This window comes from Actinoallomurus purpureus, assembly GCF_024055795.1.
Taxonomy (GTDB): Bacteria; Actinomycetota; Actinomycetes; order Streptosporangiales; family Streptosporangiaceae; genus Actinoallomurus; species Actinoallomurus purpureus.
This window is the reverse complement of sequence record NZ_JAMXMY010000001.1, coordinates 598,820-624,085: the sequence shown is the minus strand read 5'-3', so window position 1 is coordinate 624,085 and position 25,266 is coordinate 598,820. Positions and strand designations below refer to the sequence as shown.

Genomic DNA, 25,266 nt, shown 5'->3' with positions numbered 1-25,266 from the left:
GCGCATCGTGACTTGGCAGGCCCCGGCCGCACCCCCGAGCGACCCGTTCGCGGCCATCGAGACAGACGTGCGTGGAATGACGTCCTCCCCCTGGTGGATGGGCGCGCCGCCGCATGCGCGTGCCGAGGCGATCACCTCGCGGATGCTCGCGGGGGCCGGCGAGTGGTGGCTGTTCGGGGCCTGGGGCCGCTGGTACCGCTGCGGCCTGGACGGCAACTGGCACCTGTGCCCGCCCCCGTTCGACCCCGCCGCACGCCAGGCGGTGATGCCGGCGCCACCGGGCGCAGGGCGCCCACCGGTGCCGCCCTCTCTGCTGACCACCGGACCGGACCTCACCCCGGGCCCGCTGGCCGCCGACGGCCTGTTCGGCGCGCCCCCGGCCCCCGCGGTGCTCACCCGGCTCCAGCAGACCGTGGCCGCGGCGGCCTCCGCCAACCCCGCGCAGTTCCCGGTGCGCGACCCCCACTTCGTGCCCGGCACCCCCAGCCCCGTCGCGGTGTCCTTCTTCGGGGTCCTGTGGTGCGCGGGCGCGCCGGTCGCCGACGCCGACCACCCGATCCTCGGGCTGTTCGCTCGCCACCTGGCCCCCGCCGGACCGGGCCCGCGCTGGTTCCTGCCCCCCGCGCTCCCGCTGATCATCGGCGCCTACACCGAGCGCCTGCGTGCCGGCGACCCGATGGGCGCCTCCTATGTCGCCCGTGCCCTGTGGGAGACCGCCGAGACGCTGCGCGGCGAGCCCGCCTTCCGGCCCCGCGCCGACGCACTCGCCGCGATGGCCGGCACGACCCTGCGGATGGTCCCGAATGATCACGCCGGCGCGCGGTACGGCGATGCGGCGATCGTCCAGGAATGGCTGCGCCGCTGCCCTCCGGAGCTGCGGGTGACGCTGCTGCGCGAGACGGCGCCGGGCGACCAGTTCCGCCTCGCCTGCTACGACCTGGCCGCGGCGGCGGCCGCGCTGCCCGCCGCCGCGGGCGGACCGGCCGAGGCCCGGCGGGTCGCGTTCACCCTGCTCGCGGCCGACCTGGACGCCGCCCCCGGCGCGGCGGCGGCGGCGCTGCCCTGGCTGGACCCCGAAGGCGTCCGCACCCTGCAGTCGCTCGCACAGCCGGCCCACCCGCTCCGGGAGCTGTGGCCGGTCGACGGCACGCTGCCCGACGCGGTGGCCGGCGCCGACCCCCAGATCCTGCGCGGCCTGCTGGCCGCCTCGTACGCGACCGCGCTCTCCTGGTGCCGGCTCGCCGGACTGGCGCCGCCCCGGCCCGGATTCACCATCCCGGCGGCGCTGATGAAGGCGATCGTCGCTGCACCCGACCCGGGTGCCGGTGAGGCACTCACCCCGTGGGAGATCATCGAGGCCGCCCGTGCCCACCTCGCCGAGCAGCGCAAGGCGGACTCCCCTCCCCCGCCGCAGCCGGCGACGACGGCCTGGCCCGCCTCCGAGCCCCTGCCCGGCCCCTCCTCGAACCCGGGCCCCGCCCCGACGCCGAACTCCGCGCCCACCTCGAATCCCGGCTCCCCGGCGGGTTCCGCCCCGACGTCCATCCCCGGCTCCCCGGCGGAGGCGGGCCCCTCGTCCGACCCAGCGGCGCACGCCTCGAACGCCGGCGGCCCCGGACCTTCGTCCGACCCCGGTGCCGCGTCACCGGCTCTCCCCTCGCATGAGGGTTCGGCCCCCACCGCGGTCGGCCCCGACCCCGCGTCCCCGTTCTCCACCGCTCCGCCGACCGCGGTCACCCCGGACCCCGCGGTGCCGCCCACCTCCGTCTCACCCGACGATCCGCCGGCCGGCGGGCGGACCCCGCCGCCGTTCCCCGATCCGGCGGCGTACCGGCCCGATCCCGGACCCCGGCTGGTGGAGGCGCACGGCATCACGTTCCTGCCCGGCCCCGATGACATCGAGCGGCTGCTGACGGAGCTGCGCCGGCGCGGGACCTGGGCGCTCAGCCTGCGTGGGCAGGAGGTCTCCAGCGCCTCTGCACCGGCGGTGCTGCTGGTCGGGGAGTTGTCCTGCGGCCAGCGCCGCCTCAGCCGCATGATCGCCCGCGCGCTGGCGGAGGTCGGCGTGGGCAGCGGCGAGGTCCACACGCTGCTCGCCGACGAGCTCGCCGAGATCGACCCCCGGCAGCTGCGCGAACGCATCGCCGCGTACCGCGGTCACACGCTGTTGATCGACGGCCTCGACACGGTGGTCCTCGACGACGATCGCGGCGCGGCGTACGCCTCGGCGCTGTACCGCGCGCGGGTGGAGGGCGTCAGTGAGACCGTCATCGCGGCCACCTGCGCGCCCGGCCGGCTGCGGGAGCTGACCGACGCCATCCCTGAGCTGGTCACGGACTTGCGCACCGTACGGCTGCCGGACCTGTCCGACCCGGGGCTCCGCGTGCACCTGGCGGCGCTGCTGGCGGGGGAACGCCGCCTCAAGCTGGCGCCGGAGGCCTGGCAGGTGGCACGGCGCGACCTCGCGGCGCTCCGGGGACGCGGCCGGCTCACCAACGCCCGGCTCGTCGAGGCCTACCTCGACCGGGCCTGCAACCACCACCTCGGCCAGGCGGGCGAGACCCAGATGTTCCAGGGCCAGAACACCCTGACCCTCTCCATGGAGGACTTCCGGGGCGTCGCCGCCGAACTCGGGTCCTGAACGTTCCCCGGCGGTCCGGAGCACGCTATCGGCCGGTCACCGGAGCCTTCGGCGCGCGCCGAGGACGATCAGACCTCCGGTGGTCGCCAAGGTGGCGAGGAGCGCGCCGAACAGCGTCGCGCCGACCGTCAGCCCGATGGCGTCGCTGAGGTACCCGGCGATCACCGGCAGGACGCCCGCGGGCACGTAGCCGCCCACGTTGAGCGCCGCGTTGGCCTCGGCCAGGCGCTGCGGCGGGACGCTCGCGTTGAGCAGGGACAGGCCGCCGAGCTGACCCGCTCCCTGGCCCGCGCCCGCGAGCACGGCCGCGGCGATGAGAGACGGGACCGACGAGGTGTGCACCGCCGCGACGAGAGCGGCCATCGCGGCCGTCGTGCTCACCGCCCCGATGAGGAGGACCGTCGGCCTGCGCAGGCGCTGCACCGCGAACTGCACCCCGGTGGCGGCGAGGAACATGACGAAGGCCATGCCCCCGGCGAGCGCGCGGTCGGTGGTGTTCAGCAGCCCGGCGAGCAGTGACGGGCCGAGGGACAGGACGAAGGACGTCGCGGTGATGCCGGGGGCGAACACGGCGATCCCGAGCACGAGCCGAATGCCGCTGCCTCGCGGTACCCCGGGAACGCGTATCAAGGAGCGGGCGGCCGGTGCCGGAGCGGCGGAGCGACGGACCGGCATCCGCAGCGTGGTGAGCACCGCCGTCGCCAGCAGGGCCGCCTCGACCAGGAAGACGGTGACGGTCGGAGCCGGCAGGCTCTCGGACAGCACGCCGGCGAGGAAGGGTCCGAGGCCGGCGCCGAAGACCATCGCGCACGACGCGAGCAGCGCCGCGAGCCGCTTACGGTGCGGTCCCGCCACGTCCGTCACCGCCGCCATGCCGGCGGAGACGACCGCGCCGACGGCGATGCCGGTGAACAGCCGGGCCGTGATCAGCGCCGCCACCGTCGACGCGGTCGCGAACATCACACATGCCGCCATCGCGAGGACCAGCGCCGGCAGGAGGACCGGCTTGCGGCCGACGCGGTCGGACAGCACGCCGGAGACCAGCAGCGATCCGAGCAGCCCGGCGATGTAGCAGGCGAAGATGACGGTCAGCGTGCCCTTGGAGAAACCGATGTCGTGCTGCCACAGGACGTACAGCGGCGTGGCCGCGTTCGACAGGACGAAGACCGCCGTCACCGGCCACGCCGCCAGCCACACCCACCAGGTGGGCGCGGCGCCGGTGACGTCCTCCCTCCGGATCCGTGGCCGAGCGGGGGCCGCGCCGGCACGCCCTGTCCGGATGTTCGCCATGGAATCTCCTCACCCTCTCGTCGAGCACAAGTACGACATAACTCGTACTGGTACGAACAGACTCGAACTTAACACACGTAGTACGATTCAAGTCGTATAAGCGGAGACGAAGAGAGGGAGGACCGCCGATGCCGGCGACACAGGCGAGACCGGTCGTCACGGTGCTGCCCGAGCCGCCCGGTGCGCCGCCCCCGCTGCCCGAACCGGCCGCCGGGGAGCTGCGCCTGGAGACGGTACTGGGGGCGCTGAGCGACCCCTTGCGGCTGCGCATCGTGCGCAAGCTCCTGCTCGACCGCGAGGAGTTCGACCACCCGTGCGGCTGGTTCGGCCTGGACCGTCCGAAGTCCTCTCTCACCCATCACTTCCGGGCGCTGCGCGAGGCGGGCGTCATCAGGCAGCGCCAGTACGGCCTCGAGCGCCGCAGCCACGTCCGCGTCGAGGACCTCGACACCCGTTTTCCGGGCTTGCTGGACCTCGTCGCCGTCTGGATCCCGGAGTCCGGCTGAACGTCGGCCTGTGAGCGCCGTCATAGTGACCGAGCGGTAACTTCGACTTACGCTCGGCGGGTGGACATCGTCTTCGAACGGCGGGGTGACGGCCCGCCTCTGCTGCTCATGCACGGCATCGGCCACCGCTGGCAGGCCTGGGAGCCGGTCATCGACCTGCTCGCCGAGGAACGCGACGTCATCGCGGTCGACCTGCCCGGCTTCGGCGCCTCACCTCCCCTGCCGCCCGGGACCCCGTACGACCTCGACACCGTGGTGAGCCTGCTGAGCGAGTTCATCGACCGGCTCGGCCTCGACCGCCCGAACGTCGCCGGCAACTCACTCGGCGGACTGTTCGCGCTGGAGGCCGCCGACCGCGGGCTCGCGCGCTCGGTGACCGCCTTGTCCCCCGCCGGGTTCTACACGCCGGTCGAACTGCGGTACGCGGCGCTCGCTCTGCGCGCGTGCCGCCTCGGCGCCGGGGTACCCGCCTCCACCATGCGCCGACTGGCGCGCTCGCCGCGGATGCGCGCCCTGATGTTCGGGATGATCTACGGACGGCCGGATCTGATCGCCATCGACACGCTCCTGGACGACGCGGCCGCGCTGCGCGGCGCGGCCGGGTTCGAGCCGACCCTGCGGGCGGGTCGCGAGACGACGTTCCGCGGCAGCGTCCAGGACGTCCCGGTCACGATCGCCTGGGGCACCCACGACCGCCTCCTGCGATCCCGTCAGGCGATCCGCGCGCAGCAGGCGCTGCCGCACGCACGTTTCGTCTGGCTTCAGGACTGTGGGCACGTCCCCATGGCCGACGACCCGCACCTCGTGGCCCGCGTCCTCCTGGAGGGCAGCGCGGACCGACCGCGGCCGGGCGCCGTGTCCCGGGACGGCGCCGGGCTCGGCGGTCAGATCCCGTAGAAGCCCGCGACGGGGACGTCGCCCAGCGGGATCCAGTCGGGATCGGACGCCTCGGCCCTGATCCCTCGCAGCTCGACGGCGAGGAGCGGCCGCTCGTCGACGCGCTGGACGAGGGCGTAAAGGACGGCCCGGACGTGGACGCAGCCGTCCTCCCGCGCCCGGCAGGTGCAGTCGGTGACCCGCTCGCCGTCAGGAACGGCGAGGTCGGCGCCGCGTCCGGTCAGATCCGCCGCGAGGGCGTCGGGCAGGTCACCCGGAGGCAGGCCCGGATCGGCGAGCGCCGCGGTGACGAGACCCGCGGCCTCGGTCCGCGCGGCGCCACTCCAGCACGGCAGCCCGACCGAGACCCGGTGGACGGCCCCGCGTACGGTCACCTCCGCGTCGAGACGGCCGTCCTCCGCCGTACGGATCACGACGGCGTCGTTGCGGGCGAGACTGCGGGCCTTCGGCAGCAACCGAGGCGGCCCCACCACCGCCGCCGCCCGGGCCGCACGGGTCGGCCTGACACCGGGCTCGGTGTCCCGCATGATCGACCGGCTGGACGCCGCCGGCTGCGTCCGGCGTCGCCCCGACCCGGACGACCGGCGCAAGGTGCTCATCGAGCCGACCCCGGAGGGCCTGAAGCGCGTCGCCGACTATTACGCCGGACTGACCGACCGCACCCACGACGTCCTGGCCACCTTCGACGAGGACCGGCTGCGCTCGCTGCCGACCTTCGTCGAGGCGGCGCGGGACGATGCCGTCGCCGAGGTCGGCAGGGTGCGGTCGGACGTGCGACCGCGGCGAGACGCCGGGAGGCCTTCCCATCCAGGCTCCGGCGAGTGACGATGAAGGCGTGACCCGTTCTCACGCGGCCTTCCGCGCGAGAGACGGGCGCGGCTCCGGCACCGTCGCGGGCGCGAGCGCTCACCGAACGGCTGGCGGTCGCGGGTGAACCGTCCAGCGAGTATCGCCGTACTGGCCCGCGACGGCCTGCCGGTCCGCATCGGCCGGGCCCCGGCCTGGAGGTTTGCCCCCGCCCGCGCCAAGGCATGACGCCGGAGTGGCGCACCTGAACCTGTGGGACGTCTTCGTCGTGCTCATCGCGGTGGCCGGGCCGCCCAAGGTGATCCTGAGTTTCGCACGACTCGCCGAGGGACGCGAAGCGCGGGAGTTGCGGCGCCTGGCCCTGCGGACCGCCGCCGCCGCGACGGTGTGCGGTGTGGTCGTGGCGATGACGGCCGAGCCGCTGCTGCACCTGTTCCACATCGGGGACGCCGACGTCATGATCGCCGGCGGCGGCATCTTCTTCGTGTACGCCCTGCGCCTCGTTCTGGACGGGCACGCCGACGCTCCCGCCGGAGCCCCGGACGAGGGGTTCATGGCGCTGCTGCTGCCCTACGTCGCCAGCCCGCTCGCGATGACATCGGTCATCGTGCTGGCGGTGACCCGGAACGGATGGTGGTGGCCCGCCCTCGTCGCCCTGGCCTACCTGGCCGTCGTCGCGGCCAACCTGGTCACCATGCTGGCGCTGACGTACGTCCTGCACTGGGTGCCGCGGACCTGGATCGAGGTCGGCGGGCGCCTGCTGGGCCTGCTGCTCGCGGCCGTCGGGGTGGATCTGGCCATCGTCGGCCTTCAGGCGATGGGCATCATCGCGCGATCCGGGCACCCGTGACCGGCCGACGGGCGCCCATGGCTCGGAGCACGGCTGAAATAAATCGAATCGCCGCCAATCACAGAACCACGACAATAGTCGGGCGGATGGCGATAGGCTGACGTCTTCATCGCCGGGAACGCCCCGTGGCGACCATCTCGCGGATCGGCCTCGCGCACTCCTCACCAGCACGTGAAACTTGAGCTGCAGGTTGCACGTGAAGTTCCCGCACACGATACCCGGCAATTTCTCTATGTTACTTTTATGTACTAACCGTGTTACCCGAGCGGCCCTCTCGCGGTTATTAAGAGACAATGAATTTCCACGAGCGAAAGGGTCGCGTGATGTTCGGTGGGTCGATCTATGTTCCGGACAACCCGGCGCTGACCGGCGGGTCCCCCCAAGCGGTGCACGAGCAGCTGTGGGCGCAGGGAAAGCGCCGTCGGCTTCAGGTGCGCGGCGCGCTCGCCGCCCTCGGCCTGGTGATCGGCACGGTACTCGTCGACTTCTGGTTCGGGCTGCTGGCCGCCGCGGTGATCGCCCTGGTGGACACGCTCTACTACCTGCGCCAGCGGATCGCGTCCAGCGCCTGGCGTAAGGGCCAACGCGGCGAACGACGCACGTCCGCCCTCCTCCGCCTCACTCTCGACTGGCGGGGATACCGCGTCCTGCAGGGCAGGAACGTTCCAGGCCAGGGACAGATCGATCACCTGGTGATCGGCCCGACCGGCGTGCTGATGATCGATAATCAGGCGATCGCGCCCGACACGGACATCGCCGCCTACAAGGGGACGCTGTTCGTCGACGAGCGTTCCGGCGCCAAGATGGCCGCCGCGCTGCGCGAACGGGCCGACGCCACCGCCGCGCTGCTCGCCGAGCGGCTCGGCGGCGAGGTCGCCGTCGAGGCCGTGGCCGTCATCCACGGCGGTCACCTCGCCCGGGCCCTCGTCGAGGCCGACGGCGTCACGCTCATCCGCGCCCACCGCCTTCCCGGCTGGATCCGGCGCCAGCGCAACCGCTTCTCCCCCGAGGAGGTGGCGACCATCGCCGACGCGGCGCATCGGCTGCCGATCAGCCGGCAGGCGATCGTCGTACGCTGAGCCCGGCGCGGGCGGGCAGGTCACTCGGGGGACCGCGCCCGCCCGTCCATCCCCCTCATTCCGTGGGGAGCCGCGCGGAAGAGCCAGTCCAGGCTGGGCTCCACCGCCCACCGGAAGACCCTGCGCGTCATATCGCCGGACAGAACGACCGCCAGGATCACGCAGCCGACCGTCACCAGCACGACCTGCCAGCCGGAGAGGCCGAAGTACCAGCCCTGGTAGCCCAGGAAGAGCGTGACGAAGCCGTGGAGCAGGTAGGCGTACATCGTGGCCGCGCCCAGCCGGGTGAACCACGTGCGCCGGGCGGGCACGACGGCCAGGAACGCCACCGTCAGGATCACCGCCGCGGCCATCGCCACCACCCGGAATCCGACGCCCGCCGGGGCGCCGACGCCGAGCTGTCCGAAGCTGCGCCGCCAGTGCACCCACTCGGGATCGACGCTGAGCGCGAGCAGGTACGCGGCGAGACCGCCGAGGACGAGCACGACCGCGCCCGCGATGCGGACCGCACGACGGTGCAGGACGGCGAAGTGGTGCGGCCGCAGGGTCAGCCCGAGCACGAAGAAGGGCAGGAACGACAGCACCTGCGCGGCGTTGAGCGTGCTCGGCAGGGTGACGAACCCGGCGAGCATCGAGATCAGCACCGCGATGACGACGGGGTGACGGATCTGCTGCCACAACGGCGTGGACAGCCGCCACAGCAGCAGGGCGGGCAGGAACCAGGTCAGGTAGTACGGCTCCAGCGGATCCCAGCCGACGTGGCTCCCGGACAGGAATCCGGCCCACAGCGGATACGCCACGCTGAACAGCACGTAGGGCACCACGATCGTGGCGACGAGCTTGCGGGTGCGAGCGCGTGCGGTCGGGAAGCCGCGGGAGAAGTACCCGCACATCACGATGAAGGCCGGCAGGTGGAAGACGTAGATGAACGTCTGCGCGGCCTCCAGCAGCCGCCCGCCGACGTCGGCCCCCCGCAGGGGCTCCCAGGCGTGGCCGATGACCACGAGGACCACGGCGAGGAACTTGGCGTTGTCGAAGTAGGGGTCTCGATCGGTACGCGGGTGATCGGTGCGGACAGGGTCGGTGCGGACGAGGTCGGTGCGGACGAGGTCGGTGCGGATGCTCAAAACGGCAGAACCCTGGTCGGAGACGGCGAGTTACCGGATCAGTCAACACGGTGTGTCTGAACAGATGCTCAAAACGGCCTGAACACCCGCGCTCCGGTGACACGGGGGCTCAGGGGACGACGGCCGCCCCCGGCCGGCAGTGCCGGCACGATCGGTAGCCGGCGCTCTCGGCCTGTGCCAGGGTACGAAAGCCGTGCCAGTGCGCCGGTGTGATGCGCCGCGCGTCGCGGCAGCTGGGGAAGCAGACGACGCCGGTGGTGTCACTGCCGACGAAATGGACGTTCTTCGCCGCCAGTGTGTTGACCTCGTCGAGGTTGACCTCCTCCATGCGCAGCAGCCGTTCTTTGGCCCGCTCGCCGAAGACGTACTGCCCGATCCGCCCATCGGACCGGATCACCCGGTGACAGGGGATCAGCAACGGCACCGGGTTGTGACCGAGCGCGGTGCCGACCGCGCGGACGGCCTTGGGCCGGCCGATCCGCTCGGCGATCCAGGCGTACGGCCGCATCTCCCCCCGCGGAATGGCCGCGGCCGCGCGCAGCACCGCCTCCTCGAAGGGCCGCAGCCCCCGCAGATCCAGGCGGACACCGGCGGCCCGGCCCGTCCGCAGCGCCCGCTCCAGGGCCGAGGGCGGGCTGCCGCCCGGCAGCAGCGGCCGCGCGAACCGGCTCCGGTACGACGCGACGAACTGCTCCTCGTCCTGTCCGGTGCGCAGATAGGCGATGCCCTGGTCGGTCATCGCGACGTAGACGCCGCCGATCGAGGCGTCGACGCGCACCCAGCGCGCCGCCACCCGGTCGAGCAGGCCCGCCGGCGCGTCGGTGGCCAGCGCGGCGAGACCGGCGACCAGCGGATCGTGCCGGCCGGAGGCCTGTGGGTCGGTGGGCTCAAAGGCGCTCATCGTGCCTCCCCGGGTAGAGCAGGCGGAGCCGCTTGAGGCCCCGCGAGATGTGGGACTTGACCGTGCCTTCGGGCACGCCGAGAGCCGTGGCGATCTCCGCGATCGGCAGATCGGCGACGTGCCGCAGCACGACCGCGAGCCGCTGGTCCTCCGTCAGCTCGCCGAGCAGCGCGGCCAGCTCACGGCCCGTCTCGGACCGCTCGGCGACCTGCTCGGTCGGTTCGGCCGGATCGACCGCCTCCGGTGCCTGTTCGAGCGGCGCCGGTGGTGGATGCCGGGCGGCCGAGCGCGCGGTGTTGCGCCAGAGATTCGCCAGGATCGTCATGAGCCACGGACGCGGCTGCAGGGTCGCGATGCGCTGCGGCTCATAACCGGCGAGCGCGCGGTAGGCGCGCAGGAACGCCTCCGCCGTGAGGTCCTCCGCGTCGGCCCACCGCCCGCAGAGCCGCAGCGCGGCGGAGAACACGACGTTGCGGTAGCCGTCGAACAACGCGACGAAGCCGGTGTCGAGGTCCTCCGTGAGCGCGGCGACGATCGGAAGGCGGATGTCGGTCTCGGTCACGCTCGTAGAACACCGGCCGGGGTCATGGGGTTGCGGAGCATCACCTTCATCTTGACGTGTTAGTCACCAGGATGCCGCCCTTACATTGTAGATCATTATGCTGCGCTGAGAACGGCCACCGGAGATATGCCACGTCACCGCTGCGATCGGTTAGGCTGGTGGGGCCGGTGTGGCATGTGTCCCCGGGCCGCACCTACCGCCTTCGCGGAATACCGTCCGGCCGCACGGTCGGAGCAGGAGCCGCGTTGTGCCTTTCGCCGAGAGGCGACCACCACACCGGCCCAGGCGTGCGGCGCCCCCGCGGAAATCTCCCGCGGGGGCGTCTCCGTTCGTCACCCGGGCACGGTGACGAGCGCCGCGGCCAACAACGAGGCGATCACGAGCACGGCGACCACGATCGCCAGGACGGCCCGAATGCGCCGCCGGCGGCGCAGGCGCCCGAAGTTGGACAGCCGGTCGGCCAGGCGGGGGTCTTCCTGGCCGAGTTGAGATGCGATCTCGGTGAGGATTCGCTCCTCCTCCATCGAGAGCGCCATACCGCACCTCCAGGGGGTCACAGATTTCCAGGAATCATCCCCTGTTTGTTACGCACGGGAAACCTCAAAAAGCCAGCGAGCACCGGCTTTTACGGCCACATGTGGCATCCCCGCGGCGGAAACGCTGATCAGCCGCCCCGGGCGGTCATGTGGGCGCCCCGGGTCGGCGGGCTCTCCCGGCGCCGCTGGTCCAGCGCGGTCACGTAGTACGTGTAGACCTGACCCGATTTCGCGGTGTGGTCGGTGATCTGCGTCGTCGGCCCCGGCACCACCGTGAGGAGATCCCGGGGATCCGGGGCGGCGCACGCCGGGCCCTTCGCCGGAGAACGGTAGACGGCGTACGCCGCGGCGCCGGAACCCTGCCAGCTCACCCGGCGGTCCTTGGCCTCCAGGCGGGTGGGCGCCGAAGGCCGTGTGCCGGCCGTGCGCGGGCTCGCGGGAGCGACCGCCGGACGGCCGAAGTGGTCGCGGACGAGCCGGGAGGCGAAGCCGCGGCGATCCTGCTTCATATCGGTCGCGCTGAACAACGCCTCCCCGGTGACTTGGGGGTACTTCGCGTCGAGCGTCAGATGCCGGGACAGTTCGGCGGTCGCGTTCCACGGCCCACCGTGCCCGACCTGGTATCCGGCCTGCCCGATGATCAGCTGCACGCGGGTGCCCGCCACCTGTCTGGCCCACCACGCGACCAGCGTCCGGTAGTCGGCGGCGCCGAACCCGATCGGCCAGTACAACTGGGGCGCGACATAGTCGATCCAGTCGTTCTTGATCCATTTGCGGGTGTCAGCGTAGATCTCGTCGTAGCTCTGCAGCGCGTGGGTCGCCGAGCCGTTCGGGTCCTCGGACCTGTTCCGCCACACCCCGAACGGACTGATGCCGAACCTGACCCACGGTTTGGCCTGGTGGATCCGGCCCGACAGTGTCTGCACGAGCACGTCGACGTTGTGCCGGCGCCAGTCGGCGACGCTCTTGAAACCCGTGCCGTACTTCTTGAACGTCGCCTTGTCGGGGAACTCCTCCCCCGGCAGGGGGTAGGGATAGAAGTAGTCGTCGAAGTGGACGCCGTCGATGTCGTACCTGCCGACCACGTCGAGGACCACCTTCTCCACCAAGTCGCGAACCTGGGGCAGACCGGGGTCGTACCACAGGGCGTCGCCGTAGCGGTGCACCCAGTCCGGATGCCGCCGGGCCGGGTTGCCCGGCGCCAGGCTGTCGCGGTGGGGCCCGGTGCTCACGCGGTAGGGGTTGAACCAGGCGTGGAACTCCAGCCCGCGCTTGTGGGCCTCGTCGACCAGGAACCGCAGCGGGTCATAGCCCGGGCTCCGGCCCTGCTTGCCGGTGAGGTACTTCGACCACGGTTCGTACGGGGAGGGGTAGAACGCGTCGGCGGCCGGCCGGATCTGCACGTAGACGGTATTGAGGTTCCGTCGTACGGCCATGTCGAGGAGTGAGCGGTACTCGGCCTGCTGCCGGGCCGCCGACAGCCCCGGCCTGGTCGGCCAGTCGCCGTTGCCCACCGAGACGATCCACATCGCACGGGTCTGTCGCTGCGCGTCCGCACGGGCCATCGTGACCTGGCCGCATTCGGCCGCCTTGGCCCCTGAGGGCGCGGACGGATCGCCGTGGCCCCCGCATCCTGCCGCGACGGCCACGGCCGCGAGGGCCGCGATGCTCCTCTTGGCGATGGATGAACCCACGAGAGGGCATTCTGCCGGAGACTTCCAAGTGCTTTGGCGGGTATCCCTTATAACGGGACGACAATAAGGCGGCGGCTATGAACGACACCCTCCGGCTGGGCCGGATCGGCGGCGTGCGCGTCGGCGTCAACTGGACCGTCCTGGTGATCTTCGCGCTCATCACGTACGGCCTGGCCGGCGAGCAGTTGCCCCGGACGTACAAGGGGCTGCATCCCCTGTTCTACGCGCTCGCCGGGCTGCTCACCGCCACGGTGTTCCTGGTCTCACTGCTGGCCCACGAACTCGCGCACGCCATCGTGGCCCGCCGCAACGGCCTCACGGTCACGGGGATCACCCTGTGGCTGCTGGGCGGCGTCGCCCGCTACGAGGGCGAGCCGCCCACTCCGGCCGCCGAACTGCGCATCGCCGGTTCGGGACCGCTGGTCAGCCTGCTGCTGGCGATCACGTTCGGGACCGCTTCGGCAGGCATGCTCCTCGCGGGGGTGGACGGCCTGGTGAGCGGCTGTGTCACCTGGCTGGCCGTGATCAACGCGCTGCTGGCGGCCTTCAACGTGATCCCCGCCGCTCCCCTGGACGGCGGGCGGCTCGTGCACGCCCTGCTGTGGCGTCTGTCGGGCGACCGGCTGAAGGCGACCCTGCACACCACCCAGGTCGGCCGCGCCTTCGGCTGGGTGACCATGCTCACCGGCTTCTACCTCTCGATGTGGAGCGCGGACGGCCTGTGGCTGACGCTCGTCGGCTGGTTCCTGATCACGGCCGCCGGCCTGGAGGCGGGACAGGCCCGGGCCCGCGCGCGCCTCGATGGCATCCCGATCCGCCGGATCATGACGCCCGACCCGTTCACGGTGCCGAGTTCCATGCCGGTCGCGGAGTTCCTGCACGAGATGCTGCCCCGGCACCGGCACTCCGCCTATCCGGTGGTCGACGATGGCGTCGTCCACGGCGTCGTCACCACCGAGCGCATCCGCAGTGAGCCGCCCGACACGCCCGTCGGCGCCCTCGTGGAGGACGCGGAGCGGACGACGACCGAGACGCCGCTGACCGAACTGCTCGCCCGGCTGACCCGCGAACGCCTCCTCGTCTTCGACGGGGACCGGCTCGTCGGCATCGTGACGCCCCACGACCTCACCCGCGAACTCGAACACCTCGCCCGCGAGGTCCCCGGCTTCCCGGCGCGCTGACGGCCGGGCCCTGCTCCCGGCGAGGCGGACCGGCCGACCGGCCATGGCACCCTGCCGCCACCGCCCTCGTCGCCGCGACCGCCGCCGTCGCGCCCTAAAAGCGAGGGCCCTCCGGCAGGTCGGCCAGACCGGGCCCGGACATGTGCAACACCTCGTACCGCTCAGTGGCGTCCTCGTCGGAGGGCACGGTGTCCTGCCACAGGACGAATCTGACCAGCCGCCAGTCTCGCGGATCGAGACCGAGAGCGGCGGTGTGCACCGCGTCGCGCTTCGCGAGGGCGTGGAGTTCGGCGACCTCGTGCTCGATGCGGGCGGCGAGGTCGAGGCCGGTCTCGTCCGCGTCGGCAGCCGGCGGGACCACGGTGAGGCGGCGTGAAGCGGCCTTCGGCACCGCGCCACGGGCCGGACCGGCGACGGTGGCGATGCCGGTCCAGTGGTCGACGGCGGGGCGGCCGAAAAAGCGGATGATGTTCTGAAACCGGCCGCTGCCGGTGACCAGAAAGTCGGCCATCGAGCCGGTGTCGTTCCACAGGTAGAAACAGGCGTACTCGTCGACCGGCGAGCCGCCGGCCCCCCGCTCCCGGAAGAGATATGCCTTGAGACCTAGTCCGGCCCGGTCGTCGAGGCTGCGCATGGCGAGTCCGATCCGGTCGCGGAGACCCGGCATGTCATAGCCGGCAGGCAGGGGGAATGCGTACTGCATCGCGTACATGAGCCGTCCTTCAGATCGTCTGTCCGTACAGACTAGTAGGTACAGAAGGGGTTCGTCATTGATCCGCTCAGCGAGGCACCCTGGCCCGGGCACCGATACCGCCCCGGCGCGGGGACGCCGCGTAACCTTTGGCGGATGGCAGCCCGGCCCGATCATCTCCCGGCCCGCGTCGTCCTGCGAGGCGGACCGGACGGCTGGCAGTACACGATCATCAATCGGTCCGGCGCCGAGGAGCACGTCGACCTCGGGGCCATGGCGGCGAGCCGATGGCCGCCCGCCACCCGCCGCGGTCACGACCCGGAATGGTGGGATGCTTCGGCCGGGCAGGTCGCCGCCGACCTGAGGGAGTACCTCGGCCTGCTCCTCACCGACCGATGCTTCGACACCTTCCAGATGGACGCCGCCGTCGACTGGCGATCCGCCGGCGGCGACGCCGGCCCCTGGGAGGGCACCATCACGCTGGCCCCACCGGATCCGGGCCGTTTCCCCGGACACGTCCCCCCATTCGTCGTGCGGCTCCTGCCAGGCCAGGGCGCGGACATCGACGGCACGGATCTGCCCTTCGCCACACCCGCGATGCGCGCCTGGTCCGTGCTGACGGATGTCGCGCACCGTCTGGGCGGAGAGCCGCCCCACGCGTCGTTCATGTGCGGTTGGGCGGACCAGCGGAGCGTACGGATCGGCCGCGGGCAGTTGTCGATCTGCACCCGCCGCCTTGACGACGGTACGGAGCGGGTCGGCCAGATCTACGCCGGGAGGCCACCGAAGTGGGGCGGCTCTCCCACCCTGCGCGCCGATCTCGACGGCATCGACCTGCTCGGCGAGACCGCCGGCGACGTCCTGTGGCTGCTCGGCGAAGTCGGCCTGGACCCCATCGACCGCGCCGCCGCCGTCCACGTGCCCGACGCCGGGCTGCTCCTCTACCGGGAGGCACCGGCCGACGACCGCTTCGGCGCCGTCGCCATCGAACCGCCGGCCCGCGGATGAGGCCGAGTTCGCCTGATCGCGGGTGAGGGGCGGCCGTCGTCGCGGCCGCCCCTCACCTTCCCCTGTTCGGATCCGGCGTGTGCGGCTCAGCCGCGATGCTTGACGGGCCCGTTCCCCTGGTGCCCCGGCGGAGGCGCCTGGGTGGTGCACGTCAGCGGACCTCCGGTGGGGACCAGGCGTTCGACGGATCCGGGCCGCCCGTGCGTGACGGCCAGCTGGGACGGCGACAGGTAGCCGATGAACAACTGCCTCCCGGCGGGCACCGCCGAGGGCTTGAAGACGAACACGACGGTGCCGTCGGCTCTCCGCTCCCCCTTCATGACGTGCTCGACCCCGCGCCCGACGCCGCTCGGATCCAGGGATCCGTCGTCCTGTGGCCCCTTGCAGAAGACGCCTTCCTTGATGAGCACGGGGAACCCGGCCTGGCGCAAGGCCCGTTGCAGGCCCTCGTGGTCCTGGAAGTATCGCCCCTTGTCCCAGGTCACGTGGACGGTGCCGTCGCTGTGGCTGTCCACGGTGAACGCGGCGGTGCGGATGTGAACCGAGCCTGCCCCGGTGTCGAGACCCGCCTCGGGCGGCGCGGTCGACGGGTGACGGAGGGCGGGCACGCCGAGCGCGAGCCCGGTCATCGCCGCGACGCCCGCCGCCGCCCCGATGAGGCGGCGCCGGCGGCGCCGGACGCGGCCCGCGGTCACGACCTGCTCGACCGGGGTGTGCATGGTGACGCGGTCGAAAGAGCCCTTCAACGCGTGCAGTACCGCTGGTGTGTCCGTCTCGTGGGTGCTCATGATCCGGCCTCCGGGTTGTCGGCGGTGACGAGATGGTCGCGAAGCGCCGTGACGGCGCGCGACAGGTGGGCGGTGACGGTCCCCGGGGCGATGCCGAGGATCTCTGCCGTGGTCCGGGTGTCCAGGTCGAGGAAGATCCGGAACGCGATCACCTCCCGTTGTCGCTGCGGCAGCCGCCGCAGCACGGCGAGCAGCGCGGGATCCAGGCCGGCGTCGCCGGCCGAGGTGTCTGCGACCTCGTGATCGCCCTCCAGGGCGACCTCCCGCCGCCGGCGGCGCCACCACGAGACCCGGGTGTTGAGCGCCGTGCGCACGATCCACGCGGACGGCGCGGGATGTCGGCTGACCCTGTGCCACGACGTCCAGGCCCGGGTGAACGCCTCGGCGACCAGATCCTCGGCCAGCTGCCGATCACCGACACCGGCCAGGACGGCCCGCAGGCACACGTCCCGGCTGGACAGGTAGAACTCCTGGAACTCCAGCTGCTTCACACCCACTACACGCCCGGCGGGCCCGATCCGCTTACATAGGCGATCATCGAACGCATGTTCTAAGGTGGGTTCATGCGTTGGGATGCGTTGTCACTGGACGGTGAGGATCCGGGGCCGTTCGGCCGCCCCGTGACTGTCGACACCCCGGAGTTCCGCGGGATCACCTTCCACGAGATCCGAGCCAAGTCGATCATCAACCGGGTCCCCGCCGCCTCCCGCGTGCCCTTCCAATGGACGATCAACCCCTATAGGGGCTGCAGTCATGCATGTGTTTACTGCCTGTCCGGGGACACGCCGATCCTCATGGCGGATGGACGCACCAAGCCACTGCGTGACGTTCGAGTCGGCGATGCGGTGTACGGCACCGAGGTGGTCGGAAGTTACCGCCGGTATGTCGTCACGAAGGTCCTCGCGCACTGGAGCACCGTCAAGCCCGCATACAGGATCCGCCTAGAGGACGGGACGGAGTTGGTCGCGAGCGGCGATCATAGATTCCTGAGCGATCGCGGCTGGAAGTACGTTACCGGCACCGAGTGCGGCGCCGCTCGCCGGCCACACCTGACCTGCAACAACAAGCTGGTGGGGACCGGACAATTCACCGAACCGCCAAAGAAGGACGCCGACTATCGAGCCGGTTACCTGTGCGGGATGATTCGGGGAGACGGACAACTCGGGTCGTATTCATATCCCAGCGGCGATGTTCACCGCTTTCGGCTCGCACTGGTGGACCGAGAGGCTTTGGACCGCTCACGCACCTACCTTGACGACCTCGGCGTTCCGACGATCGAGTTCACATTCCAGAACACCGAGCTCGGCCGTCGGCAAATTCCCGCCATCCGCAATCAGAGCAAGGCAGGTAACGCAGCCATTCGGCAGATGATCGCATGGCCCATCGAAGCAACGACGGATTGGTACAAAGGTTTTCTTGCTGGGATATTCGACGCAGAAGGAAGCTGCTCCTACGGCATTCTCCGAATATCGAATACCGACCAGGAAATCATCAAGCACATCAAGGAAAGCCTCGAATATCTGAGGTTCGAATACAGGATTGAGCAGCCGAAGAAGCCTGTGGGCCTGCCGGTCATCGTGATCCGGCTCCTGGGCGGCATCGCTGAGCGTCTCCGCTTCTTCCATACCGTGGATCCGGCGATCACGCGGAAGCAGAACATCGAAGGTCTCGCGATCAAGACGAGCGCCCGGCTGGGTGTGACGTCCATCGAAGCTATCGGCCTGGAGCTGCCGATGTACGACATCACCACCGGGACCGGAGACTTCATCGCCAACGGCGTCGTTTCACACAACTGCTTCGCCCGCCGCACACATGAATACCTGGACTTCGATTCGGGGCGGGATTTCGACTCTCAGATCGTCGTGAAGGTGAATGCTCCGGAGCTCGTGCGCCGGGAGCTCGCCGCGCCGAAGTGGGCCGGTGAGCCCATCGCGATGGGCACCAACGTCGACTGCTACCAGCGGGCCGAGGGCCGTTACCAGTTGATGCCCGGCATCATCGAGGCGCTGCGGGACGCCGCCAACCCGTTCTCGATCCTGACCAAGGGGTCACTGATCCTCCGCGACCTGCCGCTGCTGGAAGAGGCCGCCGAGCGCACCGACGTCAGCGCGGCCGTGTCGGTTGGCTTCGTCGACAAGGAGCTGTGGCGCCTGCTCGAGCCGGGCACGCCCAGCCCCCTCAAGCGCCTCGAGGTCTGCGCGACGCTGAACGAACACGGCATCGCGTGCGGCGTCCTGATGGGCCCGATCGTCCCCTACCTCACCGACGGCCCGCGCCAGCTCGATGCGGCCGTGCGCCGGATCGCCGAGACCGGCGCCACCTCCCTCTCGGCCATCGTCCTGCACCTGCGCCCGGGCGCCCGCGAGTGGTTCACCCACTGGCTCCGCGAGCACCACCCCGAACTCATCGCTCCCTACGCCCGCCTCTACGGCCAGGGCGCGTACGCGCCCAAGGACTACCAGCACCGCATCGCCCAACGCGTCAAGGATCTCGCCGACAAGTACGGCATCGCCGGTCGCCGCAACGTCCGCCGCATGCCCACCTCTCCAACACAGCCTCCCGAGCCCGAACAACTCACCCTGCTCTGAACACCCCCGAGAACTCCCTGACGAAGGACAGACCCCACACCGAATACCTGCCCGCGACTCTGCGTCACTGTTGTGCCCGAGCATTCTCCGCCGGCGAGCAGCGCAGCCAAGTCCGCGTCAGCCCAGTCATGGGTGCAGCAGTCCAAGCAGGCCAGGTGGTGAGGACGACGGCCGTGCCGTCATTGCATTCCGCCCGGCGGGCGCCGCCTTGGCCAGGCGTCACCGTCACCTCACACCTCCACCCTCACCGACGGCGTCGACCTCCCCGTCCACACCGTCGTCATCTACGACGAGAACTACGACGGCATGCCCGAAGACGCCAGGCTGCAAGGCCCACGGATGGTCAACGCCGTGGCGCGCCGGCCGGGCGGGCAAGGAGATCGAAGGATGGATCGTGCTCGTCCGAGCAGCCGACCCCTCTGACGCCGACTTCGCTGATCTGGCCCCGACGGCCGAGGAACTGACCATCTCCTCGTCCATGGCCGCTACCAGTGCCCTGCAAGCCATAGCCGACCTGGAGCAAGCCAGCCGGGCAGCGGAGGATGCTGTCCTGCGCCGAGCCAGCGGTGCGGCCGCCGACTTCGTCGCAATCGTATGGTTCTACCTCGCCGACGAGGAAGCCCGCGGGAACGAAGTCGGGGAGCCCGAGCGTCCGCTTGGCGTGGCCCATGTACTCGGCGCCGTGACGGCGGGCAGCGCGGTCACTCCCCTGGCCCTCGCCCGCGAACTGCAGCCACCGTCCATCCTCAAGTGGCTCCTGCGGCTCGGATAGCTGATCGCCGAAGCCCCGAGGCGGATCGCCTTCGCTCTCACGGCGTCCGGGCGTGGTCGTTCAGCGGGAACTGCGGAAAGCGGCTCGGTAGGCGTGCGGGGTCGTGCCGGCGACGCGCTTGAAGCGTTCGCGGAAGGCCGTCGCGGATCCGAAGCCGGCCTGGGTGGCGATCCGTTCCACGGAGTGGTCGGTGTACTCGAGCAGGTACTGTGCCCGTCTGACCCGGGCGCGCAGCAGCCACTGCAGGGGTGTGGTGCCGGTGTGCTCGCGGAAGCGGCGGCTGAAGGTGCGTGTGCTCATGCCGCAGTGGGCGGCCATGGCCTCGAGGGTGAGGTCGTCCTTCAGGTGGTCCTCGATCCAGGTCAGCGTCGGCTCCAGCAGGGAGCCGCGCGGCACCGGCGGTTGCTCGTGGGCGATGTACTGGGCCTGGCCGCCCTCGCGCTCCAGGGGGGCTACGGCCAGCCGTGCGGCATCGGCCGCGACGGCCGAGCCCAGGTCGCGGCGGACCATGTGCAGGCACAGGTCGAGTCCCGCGGACGCGCCGGCCGAGGTGAGCAACTGCCCGTTGTCCACGTACAGCACGTCGGGCCGCACGTCGACCTTCGGGAACATCTCGGCGAATCGCTGCGCGGCGATCCAGTGCGTGGTCGCGGCCAAACCGTCCAGGAGGCCGGTGGCGGCCAGGATGAAGGCACCGCCGCAGATCGAGGCGATGCGCGTGCCGTGCGCGGCCGCGTCCCGCAGCGCCTCCAGGGCCTCGACCGGCGGCGGGCCGGCGGTCTCCTCGCGACCCGGCACGATGATCGTGTCGGCGTCCGCGAGAGCTTCCAGCCCCCACTGGGTGTGGATGGTGAAGGTCTGGGTCGGCACCTCCGGGCGCGTGCCGCACGTCTGCACCCGGTACGGACGGCGCCCGTCCGGCAGGCGGACCCGGCCGAACACCTCGATCGGAACGGCCATGTCGAAGACCACCGTCTGGTCCAGCGCCAGGATCGCCACTGTGTGCACGAACGCAGCGTACGACGAGTTCCAGCCAGCGCATAGCCGTGTGCCATACCGGCAGTAGAGACGACTGCCCAGCTCAGCCAGTTGGCGAGAATCCGTCGTAGTGTGTCGATTCAGCCCATGGCCCGTGCTCGCCGCGTCTCCTAACGTGGGCGCGGCAGCCGCCCTCCGACGAAAGCACACACTCAGCGATGAGCAAGATCCTCCTCATCATCCACGTACTCGCGGCGGTCGTCGCCGTAGGCCCGGTCGCCGTCGCGGGCAGCATGTTCCCCGCCTCGCTCCGCAGGGCCGCCGGGGCACCCGACAGGCATGAAGCGGTCGTCGCCGTGCGGCTGCTGCACCACATCTGCCGCGTCTACGCCGTCGTCGGCCTGGCCGTCCCCGTCTTCGGCTTCGCGACCGCCAGCAGCATGCACGTCCTGGGCAGCCCCTGGCTGATCGTCTCGATCGCTCTGACCGGTGTCGCCGCCCTCGTACTCGCGCTGCTGGTCCTTCCGGCTCAGGAGACCGCCATCGCCGGTCTGAGCGGCAGCGGCTCCGGCGATGGCTCGGGCGGTAGCAACTCCGGCACCGCGACGGCGGCGGCACGGCTCGATGGCGCCCAGATCCGACGGCTGGCCATGGTGACCGGCTGTTTCAACCTGCTGTGGGCCACGGTCACCGTCCTGATGATCGTCCGCCCCGGCTCCACCACTGGAGTGTGACCCCATCGCCGCGACCATCAACCCGGCACCACGGCCCACGCGCCGGCCGCTGCGCGTCTCCGCGACCGTCGAACTGGTCAGCCTCGCCGTCCTGCTCGTCAACATGGCGACCGCGGACGTGCACGGGATCGCCGCGCTCTTCGGCCCAGTCCATGGCATCGCCTGGCTCTTCGCAATCTTCGCCACCTGGCGCGACCCGAGCCGGACCGCCGGGATCGCGGTGCGAGCCGTCATCCCCGGCATCGGCGGCATGCTCGCGCTCCGCGCGCTGGGCCGCGCCTGGGCGCACGACGGCGAGAGGCCGGGGCCGTGACGACCCCGGCCTCTGCGATCACTGTGTCAGCCGCCTGCGATGGCGAAGATGCCGATCGAGCCTCGGCTGAGCGACGACGGCAATGTCACGCTCTGAACCGTCTTGCCGCTGGAGATGGGCAGGGTCTGGGAGAAGACGTACGTCTTCACGTTGTCCTTTCCACTCGTGTGGTTGCGGTACGGAGTGGCGGCCGCAATCACGTTGCCGAACTGGGGCGTGCCTCCGCCACCGGCCAGGGTCCAGTCGCTGAACCCGAGTGAGGCCGTCGACGTCGACCCGTCCGTGTAGGTGATCGTGGCCGTGCCCGACGAGCCTTCCTCGCCCGCGTTGTACGCGCTGCCCAGGAAGCCCAGTTTCGTGGCACCCGCTGGGGCCGTGATCGGGATGGTCTGGCCCCCGGCCGTGACGTTGTCCGGCTGTCCGGCCGGGACGTTGGGCCAGGTGTAGGTGATCCCGCCCGACGACACCGACGCGCCCGGTGCCAGGCCCGCCGCCGTCAGCGCCTGCTCAGAGTAGCTCCAGCCCCCTCCGTCGTAGTTCGCCGAAGACGGGGCACTGTCGTCGCTGATGCCGGTGTTGTCGGCGAACGGCGCCAGATCGCCCGGCTTAGCGACGATTACCGACAGCGCCGCCGGCAGGATGCGGCCCTGCGGACTGGTCAAGGAGAACTGCACCGGGTAGTTCCCGTCCGTGTCACCCGCCTTGACCGTGATGTCCACCGAGGCGCTGCCGCCGGCCGGGACGTTCAAGGTTCCCGAGGACGGAGTGACCGTGATCCCCGGCGAGGCCGTGGCCTGCCACGTCACCGCCTGGTCCGACGGGCCCGAGGACCGCACCGTCAACGTGGTCTTCCCGGACTCGCCCGGTTGCATGATCAGCGACGATGGGCTCGCCGCGCCGGTGGCGGGGAACGTCGGGCCGTACGACGGCGGGGCGTTCTCCGCGCCCGTGCCCCACGAGGTCTCTGAGGAGCTCATCGTCCAGTCCACCGTCGAGCCCTTGGCGAGGGTCGAGAACGGCACGGACAGCTTGCTGTTGGGCCGGCCGTTGATCTTCTGGGACTTCACGTAGTACGTGGACGCCGAAGCTCCCGGAGCGTTGATCTTGATGGTCTTGCCGCTCGGCAGCGTGATCGTCGCGTGTGGGAAGCCAGGGCTGCCGAAGACCAGTGTGTCGCTGCCCGGGTTCTCCGGGAACATTCCAAGCATCGCCCAGACGAACGCGGAGCTGTTGGCCCCGAGGTCGTCGTTGTCGGGCAGGCCCGACGGGCCGGGCAGGTAGAGCCCGTACCGCAGGGTGTTGACGGCCTGCTGGGTACCGGCCGGGTCGCCGGCGTAGTCCGGCGCGTATTCCTCGCCCGAGCCGAACTCATTCGACAGCTGGGCGTACTCGCCATAGCCGTCCGGGCGGGACAGGAACTTCCGCAGCGCCGGCTTGACCTTGGCATTGCCGCCGAGCAGCGAGAACAGACCCGCGTAGTTGTTCGGGACGTCCCACAGGTACTCCTCCGCGGTCCCCTCGATGTAGTGGCTGCCCGTCGACGGCGCGATGCCGGAGAGGAACGCGCCGCTCTGCAGACGAGGCGTCAGGAGTCCGGTGGAGGTGTTGAAGACGTTCACCCAGTTGTTCGCCCGGTCCTCCAGCTTCTTGGCGTTCGCCGAGTCGCCGAGGGCCGCGGCGAAGCGCGACAGCGCGAAGTCGGCGTTGTCGTACTCCAGCAGCGAGGAGACCTGGCTGTGCGGGTTGCAGCAGCCGTACTTGCCGTCCTCGGGCAGGTAGCCGTACTTCTCCTCCAGCGCCGTACCCGGGCGTACGTCGTTGACCGTCGTCGCCTGCTTCAGCATCGAGGCCAGCGCGGTCTTCGTGTCGAAGTCCTTGGCCCCGAACGCGTAGTAGTCGGCGACGATCGCGGTGCCCGGGTCGCCCGCCATCACCCAGTTGTCCAGGTGCAGGTAGCCCCACTGCTGGATGATGCCGTTCTCGGCGTAGTAGTTGACCTGGGACTGCGCCTGGTCGCCGGCCTCCTTGGGCGTCAACATCGCCTGCAACTGAGCGAGCGAGTGATACGTGTCCCAGCCCGAGTACATGCCGTACTGCTGTTTCTGCTTGCCGGTGACCGAGTGCACCTTGACGTCCGAGCCCATGAACTGGCCGTTCACGTCGCTCGTGATGTTCGGCTGGATGAAGTCCTTGTAGAGCAGGCTGTAGAACTCCTGCGTCGTGGCGTACGTGCCGCCGGAGACGTTGATCCGGCCGAGCAGGCTGTTCCACGACGCCTGGGCGGCCCTCTTGACCTGGTCGAAGTTCCAGCCCGGGTTCTCGGTGCGCCAGTTGAGGTTCGCGTTGTCGGTGCTCACGTACGAGATGCCGACCTTCGCCTGTACGGTCGCGTTCTCCGTCGTGTCGAAGGTGACCGACACGGCGTCGAGGCTCGAGTCCGACCCGGTGATGACCTTGGACGCGGTGAAGGGCCGGTCGAAGATGATGTCGTAGTAGAGGGTGTACTGGGCGGAGTCGCCGCAGAAGCCACCGCTCGTGTCCGAGCCCTTGATCTCGTTGTTCCCAACGATCTGGGCGCTGGAGGCGGAGTCGCCGTTCTGGCTGTCCTTCAGTTTGACGAGGAAGCCCGCCTGGTTGGTGGAGGGGAAGGTGAACCGGCCCATCGCGCTGTGCGGGGTCTCGGTGAACTGCGAGGTGATGGTGTCGGGAAGGTTGCTCTGCGCCGAGTAGTAGCCCGCCTGGGCGACCTCGCCGGCGTTGGTGAACGACGTCGTGGCGTCGTTCACATTGCCGCTGGGCAGGTCGCCGGTGATCGGCAGGATCGGCATGTCCCCAGCCGCGCCGCAACCAGGGCCGCTGACGTGCGTCAGGCTGTAGCCGGTGAGCTGCTCGTCACCGTAGTTGTAGCCGCCGCCCGCGTTCCGGTGCGGCATCGTGTCGGGGCTCCACTGGACCATGCCATACGGCACGTCGGCGCCAGGGAAGGTGTTGCCGCCGCCGGTCGTCCAGGTACGCGTGTCGACGAGTGAGGCGGGGTCGCTCACGGACGCGAGGGTGGAGGTGTCACGGGCGGCCTTCGGCAGTGCCTTGGCCGCGAGGGGTTTCGGACAGTTGGTCAGACGTCCGCCGGGCCCCTTGACGCAGGTGGCCGTACGAGCGTTGCCGAGCTGGGATCCAAGACTGGGCGAAGGGTGCGGGACCTGCGCCATGGCGGGAGGGCCGCTGCCGATGGACGCCACCGTGACCAGTGCCACGGCAGTCGCCAGGAGCGCCGCCGGTCTCCTCATCGCGTCTCCTCTCGGGAGATCGTTGACAACTGACAA

At 70.7% G+C, this 25,266-nt stretch carries 24 protein-coding genes; 12 read left to right on the top strand and 12 right to left on the bottom strand.

Annotated features, from left to right (window positions below):
* The first annotated feature begins 7 nt into the window (after positions 1–7).
* Positions 8–2,641 carry a hypothetical protein gene (locus NE236_RS02815; RefSeq protein ID WP_252840178.1) on the top strand — a complete coding sequence of 878 codons (2,634 nt, stop codon included), beginning with the start codon at positions 8–10 and terminating at the stop codon, positions 2,639–2,641.
* Between the two features lie 36 nt (positions 2,642–2,677).
* Here NE236_RS02815 and NE236_RS02810 read toward each other — a convergent pair whose 3' ends face one another.
* On the bottom strand, positions 2,678–3,931 hold the full coding sequence (locus tag NE236_RS02810) for an MFS transporter (protein ID WP_252840177.1): 1,254 nt from the start codon (positions 3,929–3,931) through the stop codon (positions 2,678–2,680).
* Positions 3,932–4,059: 128 nt separating this feature from the next.
* Here NE236_RS02810 and NE236_RS02805 point away from each other — a divergent pair, with 128 nt between their 5' ends.
* Positions 4,060–4,437, top strand: coding sequence for an ArsR/SmtB family transcription factor (locus NE236_RS02805; RefSeq protein WP_252840176.1), 378 nt, complete (start codon positions 4,060–4,062; stop codon positions 4,435–4,437).
* Between the two features lie 60 nt (positions 4,438–4,497).
* On the top strand, positions 4,498–5,334 hold the full coding sequence (locus NE236_RS02800) for an alpha/beta fold hydrolase (RefSeq protein ID WP_252840175.1): 837 nt from the start codon (positions 4,498–4,500) through the stop codon (positions 5,332–5,334).
* Here the strand turns inward: NE236_RS02800 and NE236_RS02795 are convergent.
* The gene (locus tag NE236_RS02795; protein WP_252840174.1) at positions 5,322–5,861 is read right to left on the bottom strand and encodes a hypothetical protein; all 540 of its coding nucleotides are present in this window, start codon (positions 5,859–5,861) and stop codon (positions 5,322–5,324) included. The genes NE236_RS02800 and NE236_RS02795 overlap by 13 nt on opposite strands.
* On the opposite strand from NE236_RS02795, the gene NE236_RS02790 reads away from it, so the two are divergent.
* The 3 genes from NE236_RS02790 (at position 5,851) to NE236_RS02780 (ending at position 8,070) form a co-directional block, all read left to right on the top strand.
* Entirely contained in the window at positions 5,851–6,159 is a 309-nt protein-coding gene (locus NE236_RS02790) for a MarR family winged helix-turn-helix transcriptional regulator (RefSeq protein ID WP_252840173.1), read from the top strand. The two genes, NE236_RS02795 and NE236_RS02790, sit on opposite strands and share 11 nt — an antisense overlap.
* A gap of 217 nt (positions 6,160–6,376) precedes the next feature.
* Complete coding sequence (locus NE236_RS02785) at positions 6,377–6,991, top strand: MarC family protein (RefSeq protein ID WP_252840172.1); 615 nt, start codon at positions 6,377–6,379, stop codon at positions 6,989–6,991.
* A gap of 323 nt (positions 6,992–7,314) precedes the next feature.
* The gene (locus NE236_RS02780) at positions 7,315–8,070 is read left to right on the top strand and encodes a nuclease-related domain-containing protein (RefSeq protein ID WP_252840171.1); all 756 of its coding nucleotides are present in this window, start codon (positions 7,315–7,317) and stop codon (positions 8,068–8,070) included.
* Positions 8,071–8,090: 20 nt separating this feature from the next.
* On the opposite strand, the gene NE236_RS02775 is transcribed toward NE236_RS02780, so the two are convergent.
* The 5 genes from NE236_RS02775 to NE236_RS02755 all read right to left on the bottom strand — a co-directional run bounded on the left by NE236_RS02775 (position 8,091) and on the right by NE236_RS02755 (position 12,890).
* Positions 8,091–9,197, bottom strand: coding sequence for an acyltransferase family protein (locus tag NE236_RS02775; RefSeq protein WP_252840170.1), 1,107 nt, complete (start codon positions 9,195–9,197; stop codon positions 8,091–8,093).
* A 109-nt stretch (positions 9,198–9,306) separates the two neighbouring features.
* Entirely contained in the window at positions 9,307–10,098 is a 792-nt protein-coding gene (locus NE236_RS02770; RefSeq protein WP_252840169.1) for a methylated-DNA--[protein]-cysteine S-methyltransferase, read from the bottom strand.
* On the bottom strand, positions 10,085–10,660 hold the full coding sequence (locus tag NE236_RS02765; protein WP_252840168.1) for an RNA polymerase sigma factor: 576 nt from the start codon (positions 10,658–10,660) through the stop codon (positions 10,085–10,087). The genes NE236_RS02770 and NE236_RS02765 overlap by 14 nt, the downstream gene beginning before the upstream one ends.
* A gap of 332 nt (positions 10,661–10,992) precedes the next feature.
* A complete protein-coding gene (locus NE236_RS02760) occupies positions 10,993–11,196 on the bottom strand; it encodes a DUF3040 domain-containing protein (RefSeq protein ID WP_252840167.1) in 204 nt (67 codons plus the stop codon).
* A 128-nt stretch (positions 11,197–11,324) separates the two neighbouring features.
* Entirely contained in the window at positions 11,325–12,890 is a 1,566-nt protein-coding gene (locus NE236_RS02755; RefSeq protein ID WP_252840166.1) for a glycoside hydrolase family 10-like protein, read from the bottom strand.
* 77 nt (positions 12,891–12,967) lie between these two features.
* Between NE236_RS02755 and NE236_RS02750 the strand changes: the two genes are divergently transcribed.
* Complete coding sequence (locus tag NE236_RS02750; RefSeq protein WP_252840165.1) at positions 12,968–14,071, top strand: site-2 protease family protein; 1,104 nt, start codon at positions 12,968–12,970, stop codon at positions 14,069–14,071.
* 94 nt (positions 14,072–14,165) lie between these two features.
* Here the strand turns inward: NE236_RS02750 and NE236_RS02745 are convergent, their stop codons facing one another.
* Positions 14,166–14,783 (bottom strand): DUF4865 family protein, encoded by a 618-nt coding sequence (locus NE236_RS02745; protein WP_252840164.1) that lies wholly within the window; start codon positions 14,781–14,783, stop codon positions 14,166–14,168.
* 135 nt (positions 14,784–14,918) lie between these two features.
* Here NE236_RS02745 and NE236_RS02740 point away from each other — a divergent pair, with 135 nt between their 5' ends.
* A complete protein-coding gene (locus NE236_RS02740; protein WP_252840163.1) occupies positions 14,919–15,770 on the top strand; it encodes a hypothetical protein in 852 nt (283 codons plus the stop codon).
* A gap of 86 nt (positions 15,771–15,856) precedes the next feature.
* Here the strand turns inward: NE236_RS02740 and NE236_RS02735 are convergent, their stop codons facing one another.
* Positions 15,857–16,558 (bottom strand): hypothetical protein, encoded by a 702-nt coding sequence (locus NE236_RS02735; protein ID WP_252840162.1) that lies wholly within the window; start codon positions 16,556–16,558, stop codon positions 15,857–15,859.
* Positions 16,555–17,049, bottom strand: a complete 495-nt coding sequence (locus NE236_RS02730; RefSeq protein ID WP_252840161.1) for a sigma-70 family RNA polymerase sigma factor — start codon at positions 17,047–17,049, stop codon at positions 16,555–16,557. Before NE236_RS02730 ends, NE236_RS02735 begins: the two co-directional genes overlap by 4 nt.
* A gap of 72 nt (positions 17,050–17,121) precedes the next feature.
* Between NE236_RS02730 and NE236_RS02725 the strand changes: the two genes are divergently transcribed.
* Together NE236_RS02725 and NE236_RS02720 are read left to right on the top strand one after the other, a co-directional pair.
* The gene (locus NE236_RS02725; RefSeq protein ID WP_252840160.1) at positions 17,122–19,146 is read left to right on the top strand and encodes an intein-containing Rv2578c family radical SAM protein; all 2,025 of its coding nucleotides are present in this window, start codon (positions 17,122–17,124) and stop codon (positions 19,144–19,146) included.
* Positions 19,147–19,540: 394 nt separating this feature from the next.
* Positions 19,541–19,918 carry a hypothetical protein gene (locus tag NE236_RS02720; RefSeq protein WP_252840159.1) on the top strand — a complete coding sequence of 126 codons (378 nt, stop codon included), beginning with the start codon at positions 19,541–19,543 and terminating at the stop codon, positions 19,916–19,918.
* 60 nt (positions 19,919–19,978) lie between these two features.
* Here NE236_RS02720 and NE236_RS02715 read toward each other — a convergent pair whose 3' ends face one another.
* On the bottom strand, positions 19,979–20,926 hold the full coding sequence (locus NE236_RS02715) for a GlxA family transcriptional regulator (RefSeq protein ID WP_252840158.1): 948 nt from the start codon (positions 20,924–20,926) through the stop codon (positions 19,979–19,981).
* A gap of 188 nt (positions 20,927–21,114) precedes the next feature.
* Here NE236_RS02715 and NE236_RS02710 point away from each other — a divergent pair, with 188 nt between their 5' ends.
* Both NE236_RS02710 and NE236_RS02705 read left to right on the top strand, forming a co-directional pair.
* On the top strand, positions 21,115–21,630 hold the full coding sequence (locus tag NE236_RS02710; protein WP_252840157.1) for a hypothetical protein: 516 nt from the start codon (positions 21,115–21,117) through the stop codon (positions 21,628–21,630).
* 103 nt (positions 21,631–21,733) lie between these two features.
* On the top strand, positions 21,734–21,943 hold the full coding sequence (locus NE236_RS02705) for a hypothetical protein (RefSeq protein WP_252840156.1): 210 nt from the start codon (positions 21,734–21,736) through the stop codon (positions 21,941–21,943).
* 26 nt (positions 21,944–21,969) lie between these two features.
* Here NE236_RS02705 and NE236_RS02700 read toward each other — a convergent pair whose 3' ends face one another.
* Complete coding sequence (locus tag NE236_RS02700) at positions 21,970–25,230, bottom strand: GH92 family glycosyl hydrolase (RefSeq protein ID WP_252840155.1); 3,261 nt, start codon at positions 25,228–25,230, stop codon at positions 21,970–21,972.
* Positions 25,231–25,266: the final 36 nt, after the last annotated feature.